Source organism: Hydrocarboniphaga effusa AP103 (assembly GCF_000271305.1).
Classification (GTDB): Bacteria; Pseudomonadota; Gammaproteobacteria; order Nevskiales; family Nevskiaceae; genus Hydrocarboniphaga; species Hydrocarboniphaga effusa.
Genome location: NZ_AKGD01000002.1, coordinates 781,829 through 799,509, shown reverse-complemented (window position 1 = coordinate 799,509; position 17,681 = coordinate 781,829). Strand labels below are relative to the sequence as shown.

Annotated in this window: 17 protein-coding genes; 8 read left to right on the top strand and 9 right to left on the bottom strand. The window is 65.7% G+C overall.

The window, feature by feature from the left end; genetic code table 11:
* Window positions 1-101: 101 nt before the first annotated feature.
* Entirely contained in the window at window positions 102-2,432 is a 2,331-nt protein-coding gene (locus WQQ_RS14900) for a Tex family protein (RefSeq protein WP_007186044.1), read from the bottom strand.
* A gap of 136 nt (window positions 2,433-2,568) precedes the next feature.
* On the opposite strand from WQQ_RS14900, the gene WQQ_RS14895 reads away from it, so the two are divergent.
* A complete protein-coding gene (locus WQQ_RS14895; RefSeq protein ID WP_007186043.1) occupies window positions 2,569-2,952 on the top strand; it encodes a DUF4345 family protein in 384 nt (127 codons plus the stop codon).
* A gap of 70 nt (window positions 2,953-3,022) precedes the next feature.
* Here WQQ_RS14895 and WQQ_RS14890 read toward each other — a convergent pair whose 3' ends face one another.
* From WQQ_RS14890 to WQQ_RS14875, 4 genes are all read right to left on the bottom strand, one after another.
* Complete coding sequence (locus tag WQQ_RS14890; protein ID WP_007186042.1) at window positions 3,023-3,310, bottom strand: HU family DNA-binding protein; 288 nt, start codon at window positions 3,308-3,310, stop codon at window positions 3,023-3,025.
* 211 nt (window positions 3,311-3,521) lie between these two features.
* Window positions 3,522-4,826, bottom strand: coding sequence for a DSD1 family PLP-dependent enzyme (locus tag WQQ_RS14885; protein WP_040454198.1), 1,305 nt, complete (start codon window positions 4,824-4,826; stop codon window positions 3,522-3,524).
* Window positions 4,819-6,225, bottom strand: a complete 1,407-nt coding sequence (locus WQQ_RS14880) for a D-arabinono-1,4-lactone oxidase (RefSeq protein WP_007186040.1) — start codon at window positions 6,223-6,225, stop codon at window positions 4,819-4,821. The genes WQQ_RS14885 and WQQ_RS14880 overlap by 8 nt, the downstream gene beginning before the upstream one ends.
* On the bottom strand, window positions 6,222-6,581 hold the full coding sequence (locus WQQ_RS14875) for a c-type cytochrome (RefSeq protein ID WP_007186039.1): 360 nt from the start codon (window positions 6,579-6,581) through the stop codon (window positions 6,222-6,224). The genes WQQ_RS14880 and WQQ_RS14875 overlap by 4 nt, the downstream gene beginning before the upstream one ends.
* A gap of 179 nt (window positions 6,582-6,760) precedes the next feature.
* Between WQQ_RS14875 and WQQ_RS14870 the strand changes: the two genes are divergently transcribed.
* The 6 genes from WQQ_RS14870 (at window position 6,761) to WQQ_RS14850 (ending at window position 14,615) form a co-directional block, all read left to right on the top strand.
* Window positions 6,761-9,283 carry a TonB-dependent receptor gene (locus WQQ_RS14870; RefSeq protein WP_157534702.1) on the top strand — a complete coding sequence of 841 codons (2,523 nt, stop codon included), beginning with the start codon at window positions 6,761-6,763 and terminating at the stop codon, window positions 9,281-9,283.
* Between the two features lie 155 nt (window positions 9,284-9,438).
* The gene (locus tag WQQ_RS14865; protein WP_007186037.1) at window positions 9,439-10,623 is read left to right on the top strand and encodes an acetyl-CoA C-acyltransferase; all 1,185 of its coding nucleotides are present in this window, start codon (window positions 9,439-9,441) and stop codon (window positions 10,621-10,623) included.
* A 183-nt stretch (window positions 10,624-10,806) separates the two neighbouring features.
* Window positions 10,807-11,424, top strand: coding sequence for a glutathione S-transferase family protein (locus WQQ_RS14860; RefSeq protein WP_007186036.1), 618 nt, complete (start codon window positions 10,807-10,809; stop codon window positions 11,422-11,424).
* Window positions 11,425-11,455: 31 nt separating this feature from the next.
* Window positions 11,456-13,531 (top strand): 2Fe-2S iron-sulfur cluster-binding protein, encoded by a 2,076-nt coding sequence (locus WQQ_RS25110; protein WP_007186035.1) that lies wholly within the window; start codon window positions 11,456-11,458, stop codon window positions 13,529-13,531.
* Window positions 13,528-13,686 carry a hypothetical protein gene (locus WQQ_RS24385; protein ID WP_007186034.1) on the top strand — a complete coding sequence of 53 codons (159 nt, stop codon included), beginning with the start codon at window positions 13,528-13,530 and terminating at the stop codon, window positions 13,684-13,686. Before WQQ_RS25110 ends, WQQ_RS24385 begins: the two co-directional genes overlap by 4 nt.
* A gap of 35 nt (window positions 13,687-13,721) precedes the next feature.
* On the top strand, window positions 13,722-14,615 hold the full coding sequence (locus WQQ_RS14850; RefSeq protein WP_007186033.1) for a LysR family transcriptional regulator: 894 nt from the start codon (window positions 13,722-13,724) through the stop codon (window positions 14,613-14,615).
* Here WQQ_RS14850 and WQQ_RS14845 read toward each other — a convergent pair.
* From WQQ_RS14845 to glk, 4 genes are read right to left on the bottom strand one after another with little or no spacing between them, the layout of a single operon-like run.
* A complete protein-coding gene (locus WQQ_RS14845; protein ID WP_202800669.1) occupies window positions 14,612-15,010 on the bottom strand; it encodes a glycine zipper family protein in 399 nt (132 codons plus the stop codon). The two genes, WQQ_RS14850 and WQQ_RS14845, sit on opposite strands and share 4 nt — an antisense overlap.
* A 49-nt stretch (window positions 15,011-15,059) precedes the next feature.
* Window positions 15,060-15,365 (bottom strand): antibiotic biosynthesis monooxygenase family protein, encoded by a 306-nt coding sequence (locus WQQ_RS14840; RefSeq protein WP_007186031.1) that lies wholly within the window; start codon window positions 15,363-15,365, stop codon window positions 15,060-15,062.
* A gap of 35 nt (window positions 15,366-15,400) precedes the next feature.
* The gene (locus WQQ_RS14835; RefSeq protein WP_007186030.1) at window positions 15,401-15,673 is read right to left on the bottom strand and encodes a DUF2277 domain-containing protein; all 273 of its coding nucleotides are present in this window, start codon (window positions 15,671-15,673) and stop codon (window positions 15,401-15,403) included.
* A 59-nt stretch (window positions 15,674-15,732) separates the two neighbouring features.
* Window positions 15,733-16,725, bottom strand: a complete 993-nt coding sequence (gene glk, locus WQQ_RS14830; protein WP_007186029.1) for a glucokinase — start codon at window positions 16,723-16,725, stop codon at window positions 15,733-15,735.
* Window positions 16,726-17,022: 297 nt separating this feature from the next.
* Here glk and WQQ_RS14825 point away from each other — a divergent pair, with 297 nt between their 5' ends.
* Complete coding sequence (locus tag WQQ_RS14825) at window positions 17,023-17,568, top strand: hypothetical protein (protein WP_007186028.1); 546 nt, start codon at window positions 17,023-17,025, stop codon at window positions 17,566-17,568.
* Window positions 17,569-17,681 lie beyond the last annotated feature (113 nt).

Sequence of the window (17,681 nt, the reverse complement as noted above, 5' to 3'; positions counted from 1 at the left end):
CGAGCAAAGAAAGTAACCCCCGTCCGGGAAGGACAAAAGCTCTCAGGCCACCACCAAGCAAGAGCGAGCAGCCGCAACAGGCAGGCAGCCGCTACACCAAGCTACTTCTTCAAAGCCTCGAACAACGCAGCCCCCAGCGCACTCGGCGGCTTCACTTCCTGCTGCTTACCCTTGCCAGGCGGCGGCCCACGCCGATCACGCGACGACGGCGCATCGCCACCCGCAGCAGAACGCGGCATCGAAGCACTGCCATCATCCTTGCGCATGCTCAGCGCAATACGCTGCCGCTTGAGGTCCACGTCGACGACGCGCACCTTGACGATATCGCCCGCCTTCACCACCTCGTGCGGATTCTTCACGAACTTGTCGGCCAGCTGCGAGACGTGCACGAGCCCATCCTGATGCACACCGATATCGACGAAAGCCCCAAAGGCCGCGACGTTCGTCACCGTGCCCTCGAGCACCATGCCGGGCTTCAGATCCTTCACCTCGTTGATGCCGTCCGCAAAGCTCGCGGTGCGGAATTCCGGTCGCGGATCGCGGCCCGGCTTTTCGAGCTCGCTCAGGATATCGCGCACCGTCGGCAGGCCGAAGCGCTCGTCGGCGAACTGCTTCGCATCGAGCTTCTTGAGCGCGCCGCTATCGCCCATCAGCGAGCGCAGGTCGCGTCCACAGGCGCTGACGATGCGCCGCGCCACCTCATAGGCTTCCGGATGCACGGCCGAAGCGTCGAGCGGCTCCTCGCCGTCGCGAATGCGCAAGAAGCCCGCGCACTGCTCGAAAGTTTTCGGCCCGAGTCGGCTCACTTCCAGCAACTGCTTGCGCGAGCGGAACGCGCCCTGGCGATCACGATGGAACACGATCGCATCGGCCAGCGAAGTCCCCACGCCCGACACGCGCGCGAGCAGCGAAGCCGAGGCGGTGTTGAGATCGACGCCGACGGCATTCACCGCGTCTTCGACCACCGCATCGAGCGCCTTCGACAAGCGATATTGATCGACATCATGCTGGTACTGGCCGACACCGATCGACTTCGGCTCGATCTTCACGAGCTCGGCGAGCGGATCTTGCAGGCGGCGCGCGATCGATACCGCGCCGCGCAGCGAGACATCGAGATTCGGGAACTCCGCAGCCGCGGCGGCCGACGCCGAATACACCGAAGCGCCGGCCTCGCTGACGATGACCTTGCGCGGACGCGGCTCGGGCAGCAGCGCGAGCAGATCGGTGACGAGTTTCTCGGTCTCGCGGCTCGCAGTGCCGTTGCCGATCGCGATGAGCTGCGCGTCGTGCTGCTTGATCAGTCGCGCGATCTCGGCCTGCGCGCCGCGCACGTCGTTGCGCGGCTGGAACGGATAAACCGTCGCGGTTTCGAGCAGCTTGCCGGTGCCGTCGACCACGGCCACCTTCACGCCGGTGCGGATGCCCGGATCGAGGCCGATCGTCGCGCGCGAGCCCGCAGGCGCCGCGAGCAGCAGATCCTTGAGATTGCGTGCGAACACGTCGATCGCCTCCTCTTCCGACCGCGTGCGCAGCTCCATCATGAGGTCGACCGACAGGCTCACCGACAGTTTCACGCGCCAAGTCCAGCGCGCCACTTCCATGAGCCAGGCATCGCAGGCGCCGCGCGCCGGCTTGACGTTTTCGGCATCGGCGATCATCTGCTCGATCGGCTTGATCGCAGCGGTGCTGTCCGCATCGACCTCGAGTTCGAGCATCAGGATGTCTTCGTTGCGACCGCGCATCATCGCGAGCGCTCGGTGGCTCGCGACTTTGCTCCAGGCCTCGGCATGATCGAAGTAATCGGAGAACTTCGCACCGGCCTCCTGCTTGCCGTCGATCACGCGCGAACGCAGCACCGCCTGCGTGCGCAGATACTGGCGCAGGCGGCCGAGCAACTCGGCATTCTCGGCGAAGCGCTCCATCAGAATGTCGCGCGCACCGTCGAGCGCAGCCTTCACGTCGGCGACCTTGTCGTTGACGAAATTCGCGGCGACGGTCTGCGGAACCAGGCTGCGGTCTTCGAGCAGCTGTTCGGCGAGCGGGCCGAGTCCGTTTTCGCGTGCGATCTCGGCGCGCGTGCGGCGCTTGGGCTTGTACGGCAGGTACAAATCCTCGACCTCGGCCTTGGTCGTCGCGGCCTGCAGCTTGGCTTCGAGATCGTCGGTGAGCTTGCCCTGCCCGCCGATCGATTCGATCACCGCGGCGCGGCGCTCTTCGAGTTCGCGCAGATAGCCGAGGCGTTCTTCGAGGTTGCGCAGCTGGGTATCGTCGAGCCCGCCGGTGACTTCCTTGCGATAGCGCGCGATGAACGGCACGGTCGCGCCTTCGTCGAGCAGCGCGACGGCGGCTTCGACCTGGCGGGTCTGCGCCGCGATGTCGCTGGCAATGGTCTGGTAGATGCGGCGGACGACGGAATCGGAAAAAGCAGCCATGCGAGGTGGTCGACTTGCGGCGAAAAAGGGCCCAGACGATACGTCGCACCGCCGCGCTTGCCAACATTGCATTCCCGCTCCGGATGCGGCATGCCATGATGCGGCTCACCCCGAAATTCGAAGAGGAGAAGCCAGCATGCTGACACGCGCTTTCATGGGGTTCGCCGGCCTGTCCTGGGCCGCGTTCGGCGTCTGGGTATTCGTGCGACCACAGGCGCTCGCGATGGCCAGCATCGTCTCCACCGGCGCGACCGGAGACACCGAGCTGCGCGCGATCTACGGCGGCATGCAGATCGCGTTCGGAGCCTTGATCATCGGCGGCGCGCTGTGCGCCGCCTGGCGCCGCGGCGTGCTCATCGCGATGAGCTTTCTGCTCGGCGGCACTTTCTCCGGCCGCGTGATCGGCGCCGCGATGGCCGGCGAAGCCTCGTCCTACATCGTCTACGCGCTGGTTTTCGAAGGCGCCTTCCTGGCCGCGACGCTGGCCTGCCTCAAGGCTACGCCGTCTGCCGCGAACTGACCGGAACAGCCCTCCGCATAACGAAAAAGCCCCGATATCTCGGGGCTTTTTCTTGACCGCGGGGCTTGCTTTAGAGCGAGCCCTTGAGCGTGGTCGACGGCTTGAAACGCACCGACTTCGAGGCCTTGATCTTGATGGCCTCGCCGGTCGACGGGTTGCGGCCCTTGCGCGCGCCGCGCGACGACTTGGCGAAGGTACCGAGGCCGCTCACGCGAACCTTGGTGCCCTTCTTGAGGTGCTTGGCGGTGCTCTCGACGAACAGACCGAGAACCGACTTCACCTGCGCCTTGGAAAGGCCGGACTTCGCCGAGATCTGCTCGATCAGGGCCGTCGTCGAAACCACATCAGCTGCTGCCATTTTCATCTCCTTAAATTCAGTCGCGTCCAACTGTTCTCGACTCCCGCGTGCTGAATGGAAGCGCGACGGCTAGCGGGTGCGCGGCATTCTACTGTGATTTGCGCGCAGCGCACGCTTTGCGCACAAGCGAACGACGTCGATCGCCGATCCGCATATCGCCGCGCTACGCGCCATCATGAAAACACCGTGCGGACTTCGCGCCGCGCGCAGCTCAAGCCGCGGAATCGAACACCGGCCAGCTCGCGACGATGTCGCCCTGGTGATAGACCGCGATGTCGCCGAACTGCAGGAACACCGACTCGCTCTGGTGCGGACGCAGGAAGACGAAATCGTCGACCGCGAGCTCCACCTTGCGTGAGCCGTTGACGAGCTCCTGGTTGGTCGAATGGCCCCAGATCGCGTTGTGCTGCAGGCCCGGCGGCGAAACGATGTCCGCGTACCAGTAGCCGCCGTAGAGATAGAACGCGCGCGACGTGTTCGGGTCCCAGGCCGCGAACGCGCCGGTCAGCGATTCGAGGCCCGCGATCTCCGAGCGATCGAGCGCCTTGAGCACCGGCGTGCCGATGAAGCAGGCCGGCACGTGATCGGCCAGGGTCGGGCGATCGAAGTCGGTCGGCTTGACCAGGCCCGAGCCCATCGAGATTTCGTTGCACGGGGCGGACTCGTCGTAGAGCTCATAGGTGCTGCTGCCGCCGGCGTTGAGCGTCAGCGTCCTGTCGTCGAAAGCGGCCCCGAGTTCCTCACGCGCAGCGGCCACGCAATCCGCATACAGGCCGAGCGCCTCGGCGAGCGCCTCCCGCGGGCCGCCGAGAAAATCCGGCATTTTCGAAGCATGCGCTTCGTAGCCCATGAAACCCGAGAACTTCATCGACGGCTCTTTTTGCAGCTCGCGCAGCATTTCGACGACCGCCTGCGGGCCGTGCAGTCCACCGCGATGCAGGCCGATGTCGAGCTCGAGATTGACCAGCATGCGCTCGCCATGATCGCGATGGCGCGCACGCGCGAGCTCGCGGTACTGCGCCATGCGCTCGGGCGTATCGAGCAGCCATTGCAGCTGGCGCTCGGGCACAAAACCACTGGATGGATCGTGCCGCTCGTAAAAACGCTGCGCGGCCCCGACCGGCATCGGCTTGCCGACGAGCACCTGCGCATCGGGCATCTCGCGCCCGATCAGGTTCAGGAACGGCTGGTGAAAGCTCATGAGCCGATCGGTGCCCGTGGCCTTGCGCACGTAGCGCAGCAACTCGAGGCTCGGCAGCGATTTCTCGACGATGCGATAGCCCTTGTTCGCCGGCAGGTGCGAGCGCAGGCAGGCGATGTTGTGATCGAGCTTTTCGCGATCGATCACCAGCGTCGGCCGGAACAAGCCGGCCTTGCGCAGCGCCTGCTGCAGCTGCATGAAGTAGGCATCGTGCGCCCCGCCCTTTTCGCTCGGACGTAGCGCCACCGCGGCCGCGACCGGAGCGGCGACCGCGGCGCCCAGAAGCAAACGCCGGCGCGAACTGAACTTAGCCAATTCCGAATACCTGTTTCAGATAAGGGTTGAGCATGCGCCCATCGGGATCGAGCGAGGCGCGCACGTCGAGGAAATCTTTCCACTTCGGATAGCGGCTCGCGAAATCGGCCGCCTTGAGCGTGTTCATCTTGCCCCAGTGCGGCCGCCCGGCGAGCGGCTGGTACAGCGGCTCGATGTCGGCGAAATAAGGCAGCGGATCTTCGACGTAGTAACGATGCACCGCGATCGAACCCGACACCGCGTGGCCGTAGAACGGACTGAGCCAGGCATCGTCGCCCTTGACGGTGCGGATCTCGATCGGAAAGAACTCTTCGTGATGCTGGCTCTCGACGCGCTCGCGCACCTTGCGCAGCGTGGGCATGAGCTGCTCGCGCGGCAGGTGATATTCCATCTCGTTGAAGCGCACCGCGCGGTTCGACGGGAAGATGCGGTTCCAGACATCGACCGCTTCTTCGGGCTCGTAGTCCTCGGTCGCCAGGTTCATGAGCTTGCGACGCGCGGCCGGGAACCAGCTCAGGTAGTCGCGCAGCTTCTTGATGCCCATGACCGCATCGTTGTCCTGCTCGGCGCCACGCGGACGCAGCGGCTCGTCGGTCGGATCGATCGAGATCGCCATCGCCTGGTCCGAGAACGGCAGGTAGTACATCTCGAAGCTCTGATGCCGGGCAGCGTATTCGTCGAAGCGCTCGATGAGCTGCTCGATCGGTTCGAACCAGACGCGGCGCTTGAGATTGTGCGTCGCCACGTTCTGCAAGCTGAGCTGCGTGATGACGCCGAGGCTGCCGAGCGAAACGCGCGCCGCATCGAAGATCTCGGGATTGTTCTGGCGGCTGCAATCGAGCACCTCGCCGCGCGGCGTCACCAGGCGCAGGCCGATGATCTGGCTGTGCAGGGCGCCGAGCGTCTCGCCGGTGCCGTGCGTGGCCGTTGCGGTGGCGCCGGCGATCGATTGCTCGTCGATGTCGGGCATGTTCGGCAGCGCCTGGCCGATGCCCTGCAACAGTTCGGCGAGCTGGCCGAGCTTGGTGCCCGCACCGACGGTGGCGGTCAGCGTAGTCGCGTCGTGCGCGATCAGGCCATCGAAATGGCGCAGCGACACGATGCCGCCCTCGGTCGGAACCAGCGGCGTGAACGAATGCCCCGCTCCGACCGGACGCAGCGGGGTCCTGGCCGAACGCAGCAGCGCGGCGAGTTCGTCTTCGTTCTTCGGCGTCAGGCGCTCGGCAGGCAGGCAGTGCTGGTAGCCCGACCAGTTCTGCCAGGGCAGCAGCCGCTTGCCATCGGGGCCGACGGTCGCGGCCGGCGGCTTGGGCATGTTGGCCGCGCCGTGATCGTCGCAGCCCGCGAGCGGAAGCGCCGCGGCGGCGAGCGAGGCGCTCAGAAAATCACGGCGCTTCACAGGCCGGGCTCCGCGGACATGAAGCGGATCAGCGCGGCGAATTCGTCTTCGCTGCAATCACCGCAGGAGCCGAGCGGCGGCATGCCCTTGTAGCCAATCACCGTATGTTCGAGCAACGTGCCCATGCCCTGCGCGATTCGCGGAGCCCAGGCCGCGCGATCGCCCGTCTGCGGCGCCCCGCTGGCCGGCGTCGCGTGGCAGGCCTTGCAGCTCTGGTCGTAGACGCTCGCGAGCGCCGCATCGGCGGGACGCAGGTTCGCCGCGGCGCTCGCGGGCGCTGCGGGAGGCGAATCCTGGTTCTTGCCGCAAGCGGCGAGCATGACGCAAAACATCAGCAGGCAAAGCGTGCGAGGCATCTGGACGCTCATCGGATTGAGTTGGTATTCCCACACGAAAACCCGTTTCGACTGACGGTCGCAGCACGGTTTTCGCATATTCTTCGACGCATTGGTCGGGTGGATTACATATTGCCGGATGTCCACTGGCAACTAGGAAAAACGCAGGACTCGGAGTGGGGCAAGTCATGGGAGTGACGATGGCCAAGCGAACCGCTGAGGCAAAGGTGAAGCTCGCGGGCGAACGCCCGCTGGCGGCGATCACGCGCAGGAGTGCGATGCGCTTGGCCCTGCTCGCAGGGCTGATGTCGGCGCACGATGTCACCGCCCAGGAAGCGCCCGCCGAGCCTCCGCTGGCGACGATTCCGGTCGATCCTTCCGCTACCGAAGCGCAGGCCCCGATGGCGTCCAGCGACGAGCCCGCGCAGATCGCCGAGATCGTCGTCACCGCGCAGAAGCGCCAGCAATCGCTGCAGGACGTGCCGGTTTCGGTCACCGCGCTCGGCGGCGACTTCATCAAGGAAACCGGCGCGGCCGACCTGGCCGACGCTTCGCTGTACATTCCGAACGTGCGCGTCGATGCCGACGATCTCGGCTCTCCGCAGCTGTTCATCCGCGGCTTCGGCACCAATGCGTTCAACCCGAGCTTCGAGAGTTCGGTGGGCTTCGTGCAGGACGAAATCTATTACGGCCGCCCGGGCTATTTCACCGAATCGATGTTCGACGTCGAGCGCGTGGAAGTGCTGCGCGGGCCGCAAGGAACGCTGTTCGGCAAGAACACCATTGCCGGCGTGTTCAACGTAACCACCAAGAACCCGAGCGACGTGTTCACGTCCGATGGCCGCTATCAATACGGCTCGAACAACTCGCACCGGGTCGAAGCCGGTGCGGGCGGCATGCTCAACGACTGGTTCGGCATGCGCGTCTCCGGGCTTTATCGCAGCGAAGACGGCCAGCTCTACAACAGCTTCCTCGATCGCGACGAAGAAAAGCTCGAGCAGAAAGCCGCGCGCGGCAAGCTGCGCTTCCTGCTGAGCGATTCGGTCACCACCGACGTGCTCATCCAGGGCTCGGAAACCAAGGCTCCGTTCTGGCCCTACCAGCTCTACAAGCTCGATGCGGACACGCGTACCTATCTGAGCGGCTTCGATCCGAACATCGAAGACAACCCCAAGGATTTCCAGACCGAGTTCAACACGCCGGGCTTCATCGAGAAAGGCTCCGAAACGCTCGGCGTGCGCACGCAGTGGGACATCGGCGAACTCGGCGGCCTGCGCAATGCGCAGAGCGTGCTGATGCTCGCGGGCTCGCGCTTCTACATCGACCAGCTCAACGAGCTCGATGTCTCGCCGGCCGACATCGCGAGCCTCGACAACCACGAGGACCACAAGCAGTTCTCGGCCGAGCTGCGCTTCTCGGCCGACGCGGACAGCCTGTTCGGGCTCGGGCAGAAAGTCGAGTTCGTCGGCGGCGTATTCTGGTACGACTCCAACTACGTGCTCGATGCGAGCATCCAGGCCGGCAAGGACATCGCCTCGTATCTGCTCACCCAGGATTTCTTCCAGCTCGCGGGCATCGCACCGGGATCGGTCCCGGGCCTGCAGCTGCCGGGCCTGCCGATTCTTGGCAGCATCATTGGACCGCTGCTCGGCCCCGACTACTACCAGTTCGATTACGAGCAGGACGTGAGCTCGTATGCCGCGTTCGGCCAGATGACCTGGTATCTGACCGATCACTGGGCGATCACGCCGGGCATTCGCATCAATCGCGAAAGCAAGACCGTCGATGCCTCCGGCACGCAGCATTGCCCGCGGCGCGCCGACACCGCGTGCATCATGGCCGCGCTGCTCGGGGCGAACGATTATCCGTCGGCCGACCAGCGGCGCCCGCTCAAGCGTTCGGAGACCGATGTCTCGCCGAAGATCGTGCTGCAGTATTTCGGCGACAACGGCATCAACCTGTTCACTTCGTACACGCGCGGCTACAAGAGCGGCGGCTTCAACGCGCTCTCGTACACGGGCGAGGATCTCGAGTTCAAGCCCGAGAAGGCGCAGACCTACGAGCTCGGCGCCAAGACCACGTTCTTCGATCGCACGCTGCGCTTCAACGCGACGCTCTACCACACGCGCTTCGAGGATCTGCAGGTGCTCGCGCTGCAGGGCGTGATCACCAACGTCAGCAACGCGGCGGTGGCCACTTCCAAGGGCCTCGAAGCCGACTTCATGTGGATCACGCCGTTCACCCCGCTGCGCATCATGGGTTCGTTCGGCCTGCTCGACGCGAGCTACGACCGCTATCCGGAGGCGCCCGCTCCGGTCCGCAATCCGCAGACCGGGGCGCTGCAGCTCGGGGCCACGCAAGACCTTGGCGGCCGTCGCATCGCCTTCGCTCCGCGCCAAACCGCGACCCTGACACCGACGCTGGATTTCCCGCTGTTCTTCGGCCTCGGCGGCCAGCTCGCGGGCGACGTGATCTACCAGGGCGACCAGTACACCGACGTCGATCTCGATCCGAACACGCACGTGCCGGCCTACACGCTCTACAACGCGCGCCTGATCGTCTCGAACGCCGAGCAGACCTGGTCGCTGGCCGTCGGTGGAACCAACCTGGCCGACAAGCGCGTGCTGAACCAGGTCGCCGACGCGAGCTTCTTCCCGGGCACCTACTTCGCGCAGCAGGCCGCCGGGCGGCAGCTGTTCGCTGCGCTGAGCCTCCGTTTCTGAGCATCGCGGCAGCCGCGCCCAGCCAACTTTCCGGGCGACACCACCGTCTGGCCTGACGACAAAAACCGCCATCGCAGCGCGAATAATGGCGGCTACCGCCACTGTGCGGAATCGACTGCTGCGGTATGGTGCGGCACCTCAATTTGGAGCCCGCCATGTCCAGCGATCCCGTCGTCATCGTCTCCGCCGTCCGAACGCCCATGGGCGCCTTCCAGGGCGCGTTCAAGGACGTTCCGGTGCCCGAGCTCGGCGCCACGGCGATCCGCGGGGCGCTCGCCAAGGCCGGGCTCGCCGGTGATTCGGTTTCCGAAGTGCTGATGGGCTGCGTGCTCACGGCCGGCGTCGGCCAGGCGCCGGCACGCCAGGCCGCGCTCAAGGCCGGCCTGTCGCTCGGCACGCCCTGCACAACCATCGGCAAGGTCTGCGGCTCGGGCCTCAAGGCGGTCATGATCGCCCACGATGCGATCGTCGCGGGCAGCGCCGACATCGTCGTCGCCGGTGGCATGGAGAGCATGACCGGCGCCCCGTTTTTGCTCAGCAAGGGCCGCGGCGGCTATCGCATGGGCCACTCGCCGATCTTCGACAGCATGATGCTCGACGGTCTCGAGGATGCCTACGAGGCCGGCCGCTCGATGGGCACCTTCGGCGAAGATTGCGCCGCCAAGTACAAGTTCAGCCGCCAGGATCAGGACGCCTTCGCGACCGCCTCGGTGCAGCGCGCGCAGGCCGCGATCGCCAACGGCGCTTTCGCCGACGAGATCGTGCCGGTGACCGTGCGCGATCGCAGCGGCGAAACCGTGGTGTCGGTCGACGAAGGCCCCGGCAAGATCAAGCTCGACAAGATCCCCACGCTCAAGCCCGCGTTCAAGAAGGACGGAACCATCACCGCGGCTTCGAGCTCGTCGATCAACGACGGCGCCGCCGCGCTCGTGCTGATGCGCGCGAGCAAGGCCGCCGAGCTCGGCCTGAAGCCGATCGCCCGCGTGCTCGGCCACAGCATGCACGCGCAGGAACCGGGCTGGTTCACCACCGCCCCGGTCGGGGCGATGCAGAAGCTGTTCTCGCGCATCGGCTGGACCGCGGCCGACGTCGATCTCTACGAGATCAACGAAGCCTTCGCGGTGGTGCCGATGGCGGCGATGGCCGAGCTCGGCATTCCGCACGAGAAGGTCAACGTCAACGGCGGCGCCTGCGCGCTCGGCCATCCGATCGGCGCCAGCGGTGCGCGCGTGCTGGTGACGCTGCTGCACGCGCTCAGGAACCGCAAGCTCAAGCGCGGCCTGGCGACGCTCTGCATCGGCGGCGGTGAAGCCACCGCGCTCGCGATCGAACTGATCTGAGTCGTCGCGAGCCCCCTCAACGGCCTGTGGCGATCGACTCGCCACAGGCCGTTCGTTTGTTGCGTTCCACGCAATGATCCAGTGCCGACAACGGTGATTCCCGCAGTACGCGCCGCGGGCCAAGCTGTTCGGGCGGAAAGGGAACGGTCCCGATCCCCCGAACACGCCGCTGGAGGCCTCGTCATGAAGCTTTACACCCATCCGTTGTCCGGCAATGCGCATCGCGCTCAGCTGTTCGTTTCCCTGCTCGGCCTGCAGCACGAGCTGGTGGAAGTCGATCTCATGGCGGGCGCTCACAAGCAGCCTGCATTCCTGGCGCTGAATCCGTTCGGACAGGTGCCGGTGCTCGACGACGACGGCGTCGTAGTCCCCGATTCGGGCGCCATCCTCGTCTACCTCGCCAAGAAGCACCGCCGCAACGACTGGTTACCCGATGCGCCGGCCGAAGCCGCTGCGGTGCAGCGCTGGCTGTCGGTCGCGGCGGGCGAGATCGCTTACGGTCCCGCCGCCGCCCGGCTCGTGACCGTGTTCGGCGCCAGCTTCAATACCGATGAAGTGATCGCCCGCGCGCACGTCATCCTCGGCAGGATCGAGTCACATCTCGCCGATCGCGAGTGGCTCGTCGGGACCCGGCCGACCATCGCCGACGTGGCGATCTACAGCTACGTCGCCCGCGCCCCGGAAGGCAACGTCGATCTCTCCGCGTATCCGCGCGTGAACGCCTTGCTGCGCAGGATCGAAGCACTGCCGGGCTTTGTGCCGTTCAGACAGAGCCGCGCCGGGCTCTCGGCCGCGGTCTGAGCCGTCCCAAGCCCACGCGCGGGGCAAAGCCATGAACGCGACGCCGGCACGAAAGAAGCTGGAAACCTGGCACGCCGGTGAAAAAACGCTCCAGAGCCGGGCCGGCGTCGCCGAGCGCATGGACGCCATCGGGCAGCGCGTGATTCGCGACTTCATGCCCGACCAGCATCGCGCGTTCTACGCTCAGATTCCGTTCGTCGTCGTCGGCAGCGTCGATCGCCGCGACGACGCCTGGGCAACCTTGATCACCGGCACGCCGGGCTTCATCTCGTCGCCGACGCCGACCACGCTCGATATCCAGCTGCGACGCGATGCCGGCGACCCGGCGAGCGACGGCTGGAAGGCCGGCGCTGCGATCGGCCTGCTCGGCATCGAGCTGCACACGCGCCGGCGCAATCGGGTCAACGGCCTTCTGCGCGCGGTCGACGACGAAGCGCTGCACTTCGAGGTCGATCAGAGTTACGGCAACTGCCCGCAATACATCCAGCATCGCGACTATCGCTTCGTGCGCGAGCCGGGCGAGGTGTCCGCTGCAAAGGTTCACGAAAGCGCGCAGCTCGATGCGGAGGCCCGCCGCATGATCGAAGCGGCCGATACGTTCTTCGTCGCCTCTTACGCCGAGCGCGAGGATCGTCGGCAGGTGGATGTCTCGCACCGCGGCGGCAAGGCGGGCTTCGTTCGCGTCGCCGACGACGGCACGCTGACCATTCCCGATTTCGCCGGCAACCTGTTCTTCAACACGCTCGGCAACATTCTGTCGAACGGCAAGGCCGGTCTGGTCTTCGTCGACTTCGAAAGCGGCGATCTGCTGCAGATGACCGGCAAAGCCGAAGTGCTGCTCGACTCGCCGGAGATCGCCTCGTTCCAGGGTGCCGAGCGGCTCTGGACGTTTCGCGCGAGCCGCATCGTGCGCAGGCCCGCGGCACTCGCGCTGCGCTGGGCTTTCCGTCAAGACGGCTGGTCTCCAAACTCGCTGATGACCGGCGATTGGACGCAGGCCGCGGATCGCCTGCGCGCGGCCGAGCTCGCGACGCAATGGCGGCCATTCAAGGTGACGAAGATCGTCGACGAGAGCGCCTCGATTCGCTCGTTTCACCTGCAGCCGAACGATGGAGCCGGTCTCGCTGCGCATCAGGCGGGCCAGCATCTGCCGATCCGGCTGTCGATTCCGGGCCTCGACAAGCCCCAGATCCGAACCTACACGCTGTCGGTCGCGCCTTCGGATGCGAGCTACCGCATCAGCGTGAAGCGCGAGGGTCTTGCGTCGAATCATTTGCACGACGTCGTCCGCGTGGGCGACATCATCGAAGCGCGGGCGCCGGGCGGAAGCTTCACCATCGATGCGCGCGAGAAACGACCGGCGGTGCTGCTGGCCGCAGGCGTCGGCATCACGCCGCTGCTCGCGATGCTCCGGCATGTGGTCTACGAAGGCCTGCGGACGCGCGGCATACGACCGAGCATCCTGTTTTACTCCACGCGGTCGAAGGCGGACCGGGCCTTCGGGCAGGAGCTTTCGGAGCTCGCGAATGCATCAGCCGGCGCGGTTCGCATCGTGCGGGTGCTCAGCGATCCCGATGGCGCCGAGCCAGGCGTCGACTACGACGCGGCGGGCCGCATCGACATGGCCCTGCTGAGCCGTTTCCTGCCGTTCGACGACTACGATTTCTATCTCTGCGGACCGCCACAATTCACGCAGTCGCTCTACGACGGCCTGCGCGGCTACCAGATCGTGGACCAGCGGATTCACGCCGAAGCCTTCGGGCCTTCGTCGCTGATCAGGACCTCGCAGCTCGCGGCGACACCGCCTCCTTCCGCACCCGCCTCGACGAAGAATGTGCCGGTGGTGTTCACCGGTTCGCTCAAGGAAGCCCGCTGGACACCGCAATCCGGAACGCTGCTCGAACTGGCGGAATCGCGCGGCCTGAGCCCCGCATTCAGTTGCCGCGCGGGCAGCTGCGGAAGCTGTCGAACCCAACTGCTGGCCGGCAGCGTGACGTATCCCCAGCCGCCAAGCGCGAGCGTGCCCGACGGCGAGGTACTGATCTGCTGCGCGGTGCCGGCGCAGACACCAGCCGATGTCGAGAACCGCATCGAGCTCGCACTATGATGCTCGCGCCGTCGGCCGTCGGGTGCTGGCCATGGCTGCGCGGTCGCCTGATGCGGCCCGAGGATCACCGCGGGCAGCAAGACGACACCTATCGGGATCTGCTGATCCATGATCCGGAACTGCAGGCCGAGACTCTCGCTCGATTGTTCTGGTGACGACGCTGGAAACCCACCGCCGCAAAGGGATATCGATGGACCGCTGGCACGCCATGCGCATTTTCGTGAAAGTCGCGGAGACGAAAAGCTTCGCGGAGACCGCGCGGCTGCTGCACATGAGCGCTCCGGCCATCACGCGCTCCGTTGCGGCGCTAGAAGGACTCATCGGGGCCAAGCTGTTCGTCCGCACGACACGCGCGGTCAAGCTCACCGAAGCTGGCGACCGCTACTTCGAAGACTGCCGGCGCATCCTCGCCGACATCGTCGAAGCCGAGGCCGCGGCGGCCGGCTCCTACGCCAGGCCCTCGGGAACCCTGACGGTGACAGCGCCGATGCTGTTCGGGCAGCTTTACGTGCTGCCGATCGTGCTCGAATGCCTCGACCTGCATCCGATGCTGTCTGCGAGAACCCTCTTCGTCGATCGCACGGTCAACATCGTCGAAGAAGGCGTCGATGTGGCGGTGCGCATCGGCCATCTGCCGGATTCGGGCTTCAGCGCGGTGAGGGTCGGCTCCGTGCGGCGGGTCGTCTGCGGATCGCCGGGCTACTTCGAGCGCCACGGCGTGCCGGCAACGCCGACGGACCTCAAGCATCATCGCGTCGCGGCCTCGACCAGCGCCTGGGCCTCGTCGGAGTGGCGCTTTCGCGACGACCAGCGCGTGAACATCGAGCCCACGCTGCTCAGCAACTCCAACGAAGCGGGCATCGCAGCCGCGGTCGCAGGCTGGGGCATCACGCGCGTTCTGCATTACCAGATCGGCCCGGCCCTGCTCGAAGGCCGTCTGCGGATCGTGCTCGACCGACACGAAGAGCCACCGTTTCCGATCCACGTGCTCTACCCAGCCGGAAGACAGGCGCCAGCGAAGGTGAGAGCCTTCGTCGATCTCGCCGTCGCGAGGCTGCGTGAGAACCCGCTGTTGAACTGCTAGTTGAGAACCTTGTACCCGCGGCCGCGCAGGCAGTTCTTGACGACCTGATCCTTGGATTGCTCGCCCGATACCGCACCGCTGGCACCGCCCGCGACACCGCCGACACCGGCGCCGCGCGCAACCGAAGTGCTGTTGCCGGTGATCGCACCGATGGCGGCGCCCACGACCGCCCCCGCGATGGCGCTCTTGCCCGCGGCCTTGCCGGTCGAGACTTCGCTCGCGTAGGTCCTGCATTCGGACAGGTCGCTCGCGTAGCGCTTCTCGTCGACACCGGTGCGGTCGATGATCGGTCCGTTACCCGCACAGCCCGCGAGCGTAGCGCCGATCGTCAACACCGCGGTGGTCAGCAGCACACCGTAGACGGTGCGCACACCCGGCATCCTTTGCCCGTTCATCCGAATCTCCTCGTTGCCATGACGTGCGCGATGGTAGCGCGTCCGCGCATCACGGGGCTGCACGGTCGCCGTGTCGGTAGTCGCGCGTGATCCGGGCGATCTGCACCTGATACGACTCGTACCAGCGCTCGCGGCCGAGGCGCTGGGCGAGCAGATGATCGGCGTGCGCCTTCCAGGCCCGGATGCTCGCCTCGTCGGGCCAGTACGACAGCGCGATCTCGTCAGCTCCTTCGGTGAGCGCATGGAACTCGATGCAGCCGAACTGGCTCAGCGCGAGCTCGCGCAGCTGCGCGGCGGCTCTGGAATATGCGTCGTCGAACTCGCGCACGCGAGCCCGGAAGATCACGACGTACATGGACGCGGTCGTCTCGTAACGAGGTGCGGAGCGGCTCAGGCGCGGCCGAAGCGGCGTGCCGAATCGGCCATCGCCTTGGCGCTCACGGCCTCGCGGTCACGCGGAGGCGCGAGCGTGACGAGCGACTCGATCAGCGTGCGTGCCGCTTCGGTGATTTGCTCGACAGCTTGCTCGAACGCCGCCTCGTTGATCTTTGATGGCTTGTTGAAACCGCTGAGCTTGCGCACGAACTGCAGCGCAGAAGCGTGGATTTCGTCGTCGGTCGCGGGCGGCTCGAAGTTGAACAGCGTCTTGATGTTGCGGCACATGACGGCGGGCCTCGCAGAAGTGCCCGGCGAGCATAGCACCGGGCTGCCGCCTCGCCGCCTCAGCCGATGGCGTGCACCGCGGCGCCGAGCAGCCCGGCCTGCGGATGCGTGATGATCTGCGTCGGGATGCGCTGCAGAATCGCCGAATGCCGGCCCTTGTCTTCGAAGCGCCGGCGAAAGCCCCCGTCCCTGATCCAGGGGAGCAGTTTCTGCGTGACTCCACCGGGAAGAAACACGCCATCCCAGGCCCCGAGTGCGAGCGCCACGTCGCCCGCGAAACTGCCGAGCAACTCCGAGAATACGCGCAGCGTGCGAGCGCAAAGTCCATCCGGATCGGCCGCCGCGGTCTCGGTGATCTGCGCTGGCGTGAGCTCGAGCGTCGCCAGACCTTCGACCGACGCCACGGCCTGCAGCAGATTGCCGAGCCCACTGCCCGAGATCAGGCGCTCGGCCGATACCCGTGGATAGCGCGTCAGCAACACCTTGAGCAGCTCGAGCTCATACGCGTTGCCCGGAGCGAAGCCCACATGGCCACCTTCGGATTGAATCACCACCGCACGACCGTTCTGCACGATCACGCCGCCGACACCGAGGCCGGTGCCGGGCCCGACGACGGCGTAGCAGCGGCTCGTGGCCAGGGCGCGATTGGAAGGCCGGGCTTCGCCGACCGCTTGAAGATCGTCGATCTGCAAGGCCGGAAGCACGCTCGCCATCGCGGTGAAATCGTTGATCACCTCCACTGGCATGCCGATCTCTCGACCGAGCTGGCTGATCGAGAACGCCCAGGGATTGTTGGTGATCTTGATCGCATCGCCGGTGACGGCCGAGGCTACCGCCAGAACCGCGCGAGTCGGCCGTTGCTCGGGGTGGCGCGATAGGTAATCGAGCAGTGCACCGCTGAGCGTGGCGAAATCCGCAGTTGCGACACGATGCTGCGCGAGCAACGGCGTGCGCTCCTGGCCGGCATGAGTGAACGCGAATCGTGCATTGGTGCCGCCGATGTCGGCCACCAGAATGGAATCCTCAATTGAATTGGATGCCGCCAGCTGCATGCCGATCTCCCGTGCGTGTCGCGTTGTGAAGCGATGATAGCCGTGGAGCGAACGATAAACAGGACCGGCTGAGCCTGCGGCTGAATTCGCGCCACTGGCTCGCAAGGCTCACGAAGAAACGCGCAAACGGGATTTGCGCCGACGCAATACACCCGCTAGCAACATGGCGACCAACATGCAAGTGCTTGGACGCAATAGAAAATTCAGAATGAATTAAGGCGGCCCTGAGCAAGCTGCCGACCGACCGCTCACACAAGCGGCGCCGATGTCGACATAACAACGATCCAAGGAGTGAACATGGTCCGTACCCCCATCCGCAATGCACTTGCGGCGGTCTCCACCGTTGCGGCTTTGCTTGCAGCACCCGCCGCTTCGGCCTTCAACTACACCTACATCGAAGGCGGCTATACCAGTATCGATCTCGATTACGGTGACGACGAAAGCGGATTCCGGCTCGGTGGCTCTTTCGACATCGCGCCGCAGGTCGCGCTGATCGCGGAATACAACGATTGGGATGACCTCTCTCAACTCTCGATCGGCGCGATCTATCATGCGCCCCTGCAGAAGGATCTCGATTTCTTCGCCGGTGGAACCTTCGAGCGCATCGACTATGACATCGACGATGACACCGGCTTCGGCCTGCGCGCCGGACTCCGCTGGCAGGTTCCCAATCTGCCCATCCAGCTGATTCCGGAAGTGCGCTACCTCGATGTTCTCGATGATTCGCTCACCTCGTTCCGCGTGACCGGTCTGTTCACGATCGCTCCACGGGTCGATCTCGTGGCCGGCCTGCAGACCGGCGACGATGATCGTCTCGAACTCGGCGCCCGCTACAACTTCTGAGCGAGGCCGGTGGTTTCCGACGGCGAGGTCCGCAGGGATCTCGCCGTTTTTCATGGGCGCTGCCATCTCTGCATCGAATCGCATGCCATCGAATCCGATGTAAGCCGGTGCAG